This window comes from Pseudomonas sp. GL-B-26, assembly GCF_019947405.1.
Classification (GTDB): domain Bacteria; phylum Pseudomonadota; class Gammaproteobacteria; order Pseudomonadales; family Pseudomonadaceae; genus Aquipseudomonas.
Window position 1 is genome coordinate 1 of record NZ_JAGYGJ010000088.1, and the last position, 6,096, is coordinate 6,096.

Below are 6,096 nucleotides of genomic sequence, written 5' to 3' on the forward strand. Positions count from 1 at the left end.
CTTACCCAATGTTGGCCAGAAGCCGTTGAAGGCTTCCTCGAACAGGCCTCATACATAGATGCAACCGGGTAGCAGTGTTCAAAAAGCAGGTTGAACGTGGGGGCGAGTCCATACATAGCAGCTGGCGAAGCCTGCGTTCGGTTCGGGCCGCGTTCGGACGCAGCAGTCGCCAATCCAGCCACCTCGCTCTTTCTGAAACACCGCAGAGCCTGATTTCACGACTGCTTCGCAGCCGAACGCAGGCTTCGCCAGCTGCTACACGTTTGCAATTGGCTCACGGGCGGTTAAGGTTCGTGCAGGTTTATCTGCCCCACGAGTCTCTATGTTCAACCGCTTCCTCTGCAAAACCCTCGCCTTTCTGCTGCTGGCCGGTGCCACCCTGTCGGCCCACGCCGATTGGTATCTGGACGGCGAGTCCTCGCGGCTGTCGTTCATCAGCACCAAAAACGCCAACATTTCAGAAGTGCAGCGCTTTCTGGTGCTGCACGGCAAGGTCGATCCCAAAGGCCAGGCCGAGGTGGAAGTCGAGCTGGACTCGGTCAACAGCGGCATTCCGTTGCGCGATGAACGCATGCGCAAGGACCTGTTTGAAATCCAGACCTTCCCCGAAGCACTGATCACCGCGCAGATCGATCTGCGGCCGATCAACGACCTCGCACCCGGCGCGCAACTTGAATTGCGCCTGCCGCTGACCGTCAACCTTCATGGCAAACAACACGAATACAACGCCGAACTGCTGGCAACCCGTCTCGATGACCGGCGCTTCCAGGTGGTGACCCTCGAACCGCTGATAATCAATGCCGCGGATTTCGACCTGGCTTCCGGCCTGGAAAGTTTGCGCAAGGTCGCCGGTTTGTCGGCCATCAGTCTGTCGGTACCGGTGGGCGCGGTACTGATTTTCACGGCGCGCTGACATGGCCGGCGCAATTTTCCCCTGGCGTGAAGGCAACCATTTTGAACTGTTGATCGACGGTCCGCAGTTTTTCCCACGGATGTTGGTGGCGATTGCCCGCGCTGAAGAGCAGGTCGAGCTGGAGCTGTACCTGGTGGAGGCGGGTGCCTGTGCCGAGGCGATGGTTCAGGCGTTGGTCCAGGCTGCCGAACGTGGCGTGCGCGTACGCTGCCTGTTCGATGATTACGGCAGCCTCGCGTTCACCCTGAACTTGCGTCAGCGTTTGATGGCGGCGGGCGTGGAGCTGCGTTTTTACAATCGCCTGAGCTGGCGGCGTTGGGTGGGCAACTTCTACCGCGATCACCGCAAGCTGTTGCTGGTCGATCAGAGCATGGCCGTGGTGGGCGGCACCGGGGTGACCGATGAATTCTGGACGCCGGGCGAAGACACCAGCGAATGGCACGAAGTGATGGTGGAAATCACCGGTCCCTTGGTCATCGACTGGCAGTTGCTGTTCGACCGCCAATGGATAGCCAACCGGCATCGGCGCGCCTGGAAACCCGCTTCGCATTTTGGCTTGCCGCGTCTGCCACGCGTGCCGTCCACGGGCGAGGGCATGGGCCGGGTCGCCTATGCTGACGCCCGCCAGCACCGGGACATCCTGCAATCGTTGACTCGGGCGTTGAACAGCGGCCAGCAGCGGATCTGGCTGGCGACGCCGTATTTCCTGCCGACCTGGAAAGTCCGCCGCTCACTGCGCCGGGCTGCCGCCCTAGGTGTCGATGTGCGCCTGCTGCTGACCGGGCCGCGCACCGATCACCCGTCGGTGCGCTACGCCGGGCATCGCTACTACCCGCGATTGCTCAAGGCCGGGGTGACGATCTTCGAATACCAGCCGTGTTTCCTGCACCTGAAAATGGTCCTGATCGACGACTGGGTGAGCATCGGCTCGTGCAATTTCGATCACTGGAATTTGCGCTTCAACCTGGAAGCCAACCTTGAGGCGCTGGACCCTGGGCTGACGCGTGCGGTGGCGGCGAGTTTCGAGAGGGACTTTGCGCAGAGTCAGGAGGTCAGCCTTGAGGCATGGCAACGCCGGCCGCTGTGGCGGCGGGTGAAGCAACGGGTTTGGGGATGGGTGGATCGGCTGGTGGTGAATCTGCTGGATCGACGGGGCTAACCCCAATCTTAAGAACACCCTAAACCTAATGTGGGAGCGGGCTTGCTCGCGAAGGGGGAGTGTCAGTCAACGATGATGTCGACTGAAAGTCCGCCTTCGCGAGCAAGCCCGCTCCCACATTTGTTTTGCGGTATGTCAGGGGTTACAGCAGTTCAAAGCTCTGCTGCGTCACGTCTTGGGAATCCAGGCCGATCTCCACGTTGAACTTGCCCGGCTCGGCAGCGAACTTGAGCTGGGTGTTGTAGAACTTCAGGTCATCCTCGGTAATGGTGAAGCGCACGACTTTCTGTTCGCCGGCCTTGAGCATGACTTTCTGGAAGTTCTTCAGTTCCTTGATCGGGCGGATCATCGAGCCGGTCACGTCCTGGATGTACAACTGCACCACGGTTTCGCCGTCACGCTTGCCGGTGTTTTTCACCGTGACGCTGGCGTCGAGCTTGCCAGTCTTGTTCAGCGTGGTCGACGACAGGGCCATGTTGCTCAGGCTGAAATCGGTGTAGCTCAAGCCGAAACCAAACGGGAACAGCGGCCCTGTGGTGTCATCGAAATACTGCGACGTGTAGTTGCCCGGTTTGCCCGGCGTGAACGGCCGGCCAATGCTCAGGTGGTTGTAATAGGTCGGAATCTGGCCTACCGAACGCGGGATGGTGATCGGCAGTTTGCCCGACGGGTTGTAGTCGCCGAACAGCACGTCGGCAATGGCGTTGCCGCCTTCGGTGCCGCTGAACCAGGTTTCCAGAATCGCGTCAGCCTGATCCTTCTCTTCGAGAATCGACAGCGGACGGCCGTTCATCAACACCAGCACCAGCGGTTTGCCGGTGGCTTTCAAGGCTTTGATCAATTCGCGCTGGTTGGGCGGGATGTTGATATCGGTGCGGCTCGATGATTCGTGCGACATGCCGCGGGACTCGCCCACCGCTGCGACCACCACATCGGCATCCTTGGCGGCTTTCACCGCTTCGTCGATCAGCACTTGCGCCGAACGCGGATCGTCTACCACTTCCGGGGCATCGAAATTGAGGAAGTTCAGGTAACCGAGGATTTTGGGGTCGCTGGTGATGTTGGCGCCACGGGCGTAGATCAACGTCGATTGCGAACCCAGTGCAGCAGTCATGCCGTCGAACAGCGTGACCGATTGCGCAGGGCGACCGTTGGCGGCCCAGCTGCCCATCATGTCGATCGGTGCCTTGGCCAGCGGACCCACCAAAGCGATTTTCGCGGTTTTTTTCAGCGGCAGGGTTTCGCCCTCGTTTTTCAACAGCACCAGACTGCGGCGCGCCACGTCGCGGGCCTCGGCGCGGTGCAGGCGGCTATCGGCATTGGTGTCGGCCGGATCATCCTCGGCCTTGCCGATGCGCAGGTACGGGTCCTTGAACAGGCCCATGTCGTACTTGGCGGCAAGCACTTCACGCACCGCGTTGTCGATGTCGCTTTGCTGGATCTCACCCGCCTTCAACAGCCCCGGCAGCTCTTTGCCGTAGAGGGTGTCGTTCATGCTCATGTCGATGCCGGCCTTGATCGCCAGCTTCGCGGCTTCGCGACCGTCACGGGCGACGCCGTGTTTGATCAGCTCGAAAATCGCCCCGTGGTCGCTGACGGCCAGGCCTTTAAAGCCCCATTGCTTGCGCAACAGGTCGTTCATCAGCCAGGTGTTCGCGGTGGCCGGGACGCCGTTGATCGAGTTCAGCGCGACCATCACCCCGCCAGCACCGGCGTCGATAGCCGCACGGTACGGAGGCAGGTAATCCTGGAACATCTTGATCGGGCTCATGTCGACTACGTTGTAGTCGCGACCGCCCTCGACGGCGCCGTACAAGGCAAAGTGCTTGACGCTGGCCATGATGCTGTCGGCCGCGTTCGCACCGGTGCCCTGGAACGCCTTGACCATGACGCCGGCAATACGCGACACAAGGTAGGTGTCTTCGCCGAAGCCTTCGGAAGTACGGCCCCAACGCGGGTCGCGGGAGATGTCGACCATCGGCGCGAAGGTGAGGTCGACGCCGTCCGATGAGGCTTCCTTGGCGGCGATGCGCCCGGACAGGCCAATGGCGTCCATGTCCCAGCTCGAGGCCAGGGCCAGCGGAATCGGGAAAATGGTGCGGTGGCCGTGGATCACGTCATAGGCGAAGAACATCGGGATCTTCAGCCGGCTGCGCATGGCCGCGTCCTGCATCGGACGGTTTTCCGGGCGGGTGATCGAGTTGAACGTGCCACCGATGTTGCCGGCGGCGATTTCCTTGCGGATCATCTCCCGTGGCATTTCCGGGCCGATGCTGATCAGGCGCAACTGGCCGATTTTTTCATCGAGGGTCATCTGCTTCATCAGGTTGCTGATGAACGCGTCCTTGTTTTCCAGAGGTGCGGGTGTCGTGGCGGCCAATACGTTATGACTGGCCAGGCTGACGAACAGGCCCAGCAAACACAGCTTCTTCATGAATATTTTTCTCAAAAGCTAAAACGGCAGTGAATACGCGCCGGTCAGCCAAAATTTAGGGAGCGACTATTGTTGTTCAGGTAAATGCAGCACACTTCTGCGTGTTTTCGCGCTGGGGCATCTTTTAGCCCATTGGCTCGATGCAATCCAGTGGTGGCGGCAGATTATGCCCCAAGAGCCGGGTTCAAAGTTCGAAGGTTGTTTTTCAACGGAATGTGCAAGGGAGAGTCAACCAGATGAATGTACGACACCACTATCGGTCGAGCCTGCAGGTTGCAGCCTTGATGTTGCTGACCACGCTGCTGGCCGGCTGCGGCATCAACACGATTCCGACCCTCGACGAACAGGCCAAGGCTGCCTGGGGCCAGGTGCAGAACCAGTACCAGCGCCGCGCCGACCTGATTCCCAACCTGGTGGAAACCGTCAAGGGTTACGCCAAGCACGAAGAAGAAACCCTGACCGCCGTGATTGAAGCCCGGGCCAAGGCCACGTCGATCCAGGTCGATGCCAGGACCCTGGATAACCCGGAAAAACTCAAACAGTTCCAGCAGGCCCAGGATCAACTGACCGGCGCCTTGAGCCGTTTGATGGTGGTGTCCGAGCGTTACCCGGACCTCAAGGCCAACCAGAACTTCCTGGCGTTGCAATCGCAACTTGAAGGCACCGAGAATCGCATTGCCGTGGCGCGTCGGGACTTCATCCTCGCCGTGCAGAAATACAACACGGAACTGCGTACCTTCCCCGGTCGCCTCTGGCACAGCGTGATGTACAGCGATTTGCCGATCCGCGAAACCTTCGAGGCCACCAGCCCCGATGCGGAAAAAGCGCCTCAAGTGAAGTTCCAGTAAGCGCCGCAAGGGGCTTGAAGCATCACCAAGGATGAGGTTGCCAATGCGTGTGTTGAAAGTTGGCCTGGTGCTGTTGCTCTGGGTGTTTGCCCTGACGGCCCAGGCTGCGTTGAAGTTTCCGGAACTGACCGGGCGGGTGGTCGATAACGCCCAGATGATCGAACCTGCGGTGCGTGAGCAACTGACGCAACAGCTTCAGGCCCATGAAAAAGCCACCGGCGAGCAGCTGGTGGTGGTCACATTGCCGGATTTGCAAGGCACCGACATTGCGGATTTCGGTTATCAACTGGGGCGCTACTGGGGCATCGGCCAGAAGGACAAGAACAACGGCGCGCTGCTGATCGTTGCGCGTGATGATCGCAAGCTGCGGATTGAAGTCGGTTATGGCCTGGAAGACCGGCTGACCGATGCGCAGAGTTCGGTGATCATCAATCAGGTGATCACCCCGGCGTTCAAGACCGGCAACTTCAGCAAGGGCATCAGCGACGGGGTCGCGGCGATGCTCGTGGTATTAGGCGGCAATCCGCTGGACGAACCGTCCACGGTGTATGACTCCGGCGGCAATCAGGAAAGCGACTTCGTCTCACGGCATCCGGGGATCTTCGTGTTTCTGGTGATGCTGTTCATCCTGACGATGTTTGTCTGCCAGATGCTCGGGATCCTGCCCAGCGGCGGCGGTGGACGAGGCGGTTCGAGCGGCGGGTTCGGCGGTGGAGGTTTTGGCGGCGGCGGTGGAGGCGGG

The 6,096-nt window shown here is 60.3% G+C and carries 5 protein-coding genes; 4 read left to right on the top strand and 1 reads right to left on the bottom strand.

From position 1 onward, the window contains the following. The first annotated feature begins 322 nt into the window (after positions 1–322). The gene (locus KGB23_RS29850; protein WP_223433675.1) at positions 323–913 is read left to right on the top strand and encodes a YceI family protein; all 591 of its coding nucleotides are present in this window, start codon (positions 323–325) and stop codon (positions 911–913) included. Position 914: 1 nt separating this feature from the next. Then, positions 915–2,072, top strand: a complete 1,158-nt coding sequence (locus tag KGB23_RS29855) for a phospholipase D-like domain-containing protein (RefSeq protein ID WP_223433676.1) — start codon at positions 915–917, stop codon at positions 2,070–2,072. A 142-nt stretch (positions 2,073–2,214) separates the two neighbouring features. Here the strand turns inward: KGB23_RS29855 and bglX are convergent, their stop codons facing one another. Next, positions 2,215–4,506: a beta-glucosidase BglX gene (gene bglX / locus KGB23_RS29860; RefSeq protein ID WP_223433677.1), complete on the bottom strand. Its 2,292-nt coding sequence runs from the start codon at positions 4,504–4,506 to the stop codon at positions 2,215–2,217. A gap of 236 nt (positions 4,507–4,742) precedes the next feature. On the opposite strand from bglX, the gene KGB23_RS29865 reads away from it, so the two are divergent. Then, positions 4,743–5,354 (top strand): LemA family protein, encoded by a 612-nt coding sequence (locus tag KGB23_RS29865; protein ID WP_223433678.1) that lies wholly within the window; start codon positions 4,743–4,745, stop codon positions 5,352–5,354. Positions 5,355–5,397: 43 nt separating this feature from the next. Beyond that, positions 5,398–6,096 (top strand): TPM domain-containing protein (locus KGB23_RS29870; protein ID WP_223433679.1); only part of this gene is annotated, 699 nt, incomplete at its 3' end.

What these genes read in the sequence shown, in the direction of transcription:
- KGB23_RS29865 (WP_223433678.1), top strand. Translation starts at nt 4,743, where the DNA reads ATGAATGTACGACACCACTATCGGTCGAGCCTGCAGGTTGCAGCCTTG.
- KGB23_RS29850 (WP_223433675.1), top strand. Translation starts at nt 323, where the DNA reads ATGTTCAACCGCTTCCTCTGCAAAACCCTCGCCTTTCTGCTGCTGGCC.
- KGB23_RS29855 (WP_223433676.1), top strand. Translation starts at nt 915, where the DNA reads ATGGCCGGCGCAATTTTCCCCTGGCGTGAAGGCAACCATTTTGAACTG.
- bglX (WP_223433677.1), bottom strand. Translation starts at nt 4,506, where the DNA reads ATGAAGAAGCTGTGTTTGCTGGGCCTGTTCGTCAGCCTGGCCAGTCAT.